At 46.7% G+C, this 1564-nt stretch carries 2 pseudogenes and 1 other annotated feature; both pseudogenes read left to right on the forward strand.

What is annotated here, in order from left to right:
- Nucleotides 1-485, forward strand: a pseudogene (locus tag B3180_RS06130) (carboxypeptidase); the annotation flags it as partial.
- A 117-nt stretch (nucleotides 486-602) separates the two neighbouring features.
- Nucleotides 603-707: a sequence feature (Trp leader region), on the forward strand.
- A gap of 52 nt (nucleotides 708-759) precedes the next feature.
- Nucleotides 760-1564: pseudogene (locus B3180_RS06135) on the forward strand (anthranilate synthase component I); the annotation flags it as partial.

Genomic DNA, 1564 nt, shown 5'->3' on the forward strand with positions numbered 1-1564 from the left:
CTATTGGCCGCCTTGACTCACGCTATTTAGGCCTGGATGAAAAACGCTCGGGCGACCGTCCTGACTATAACGCAGAACTGACGTCATGGTTACATTCGTTCACGCCAGCCATTAACTACTACCTGCGTGAAGAGTTAAATTTTGTAACCGACATTAAATACAACATGTTCGGCCCGGTTCATCCGTGGGATCGCTCGAACAACAACACCGGTAAGCAATTACGTCAGGCCATGGCGCAAAACCCTTACCTGAATGTGTTAATTCAGTCAGGTTATTTTGACGGCGCTACTAACTACTTCGATGCCAAGTACAACATGTGGCACTTAGATCCAAGCACGCAAATGAGCGACCGTATCGACTTTAAAGGCTACCGCAGTGGCCACATGATGTACCTGCGCCGTGCCGACTTAGAGAAAGCCAATGACGACTTGCGTGAGTTTATTCGTAAGTCTGATTCAAAAGGCAAACCAGCAGAATATCAATAGAGAAGAATAAAAGCAGAAAGAAAACAACTGTTGACAGACTTTCGCTCAAGCGTTAGTTTGTCAGCATTAAAACGAATTAAGAGAGCTATACAACTTATGTTTTTACGTACAACAACCCAACATTGGTGGTGGCACTTCCCGAACGAGCGGGTGGTGTAGTTGTGCGTGTAACGTAAATAGCTTCACTTTGAGAAACCCGCTCCTTTGAGCGGGTTTTTTATTGCCGTTTCACTGGAGCAGGTTTAAAAATCAACAAGAGAAAACGAGGTCTGAGGTGAAAAACCTGACAACTGAACAAGACGGCAATTTAGAGACACTGAGAGTGTCACTGCCTTATCAGGCGGAGCCACTACAAGTATTTCAGAATACTTGCAGCACACAAGGTGAGCATTTACTGCTGGACTCAGCTGATATCGGCACCAAGCAGCAGGTAAAGAGCTTGCTGCTGATTGATGCAGCGTTACGAATTACCTGTAACAATCAACAGGTCACTATTGATGCCCTGACTGATAACGGCTCTGCCTTGCTCAGCTGGATTGAAGAACAGCTTAAAGATAGTGCGACGATTGAAAAAGCACCAGACCAACTGACATTAACCTTCAGTGCTGCAACTATGCCACTGGATGAAGACTCCCGCTTACGTCAAATCAGTAACATGGAGCCGCTGCGACTACTCCAGCAAAACCTCAATAAAGCAAACGACACAGCAAAACAGCACCCGTTTTCTGTCTTTCTCGGCGGCGCTTTCGCCTATGACTTTGTTGCCAGCTACGAGCGGCTGCCCGAAGTTGAAGAAGGCGAAAACAACTGCCCTGACTATGTCTTTTACCTGGCAGAAACCTTGCTGATTATTAATCATCAACAGAAAACCACTGAGCTTCTTGGCAGTGTTTTCAGCGGTGACGGTCACGATCAGCGTTATCAGGCTATGAGTCAGCGTATAGGAGAACTGGCAGCGCGCTGTCAGCTGCCGGTAATAGAACCTCAACCTCAGCCGATTGATGTAAAAGTAACAGCCACACCCTCAGCAGAAGAATTTGCAGGCATTGTTACCCGGCTAAAAGAAAACATTGTGGCGG

The sequence above is a fragment of the Idiomarina sp. UBA4206 genome (assembly GCF_002383015.1).
Lineage (GTDB): Bacteria > Pseudomonadota > Gammaproteobacteria > Enterobacterales > Alteromonadaceae > Idiomarina > Idiomarina abyssalis.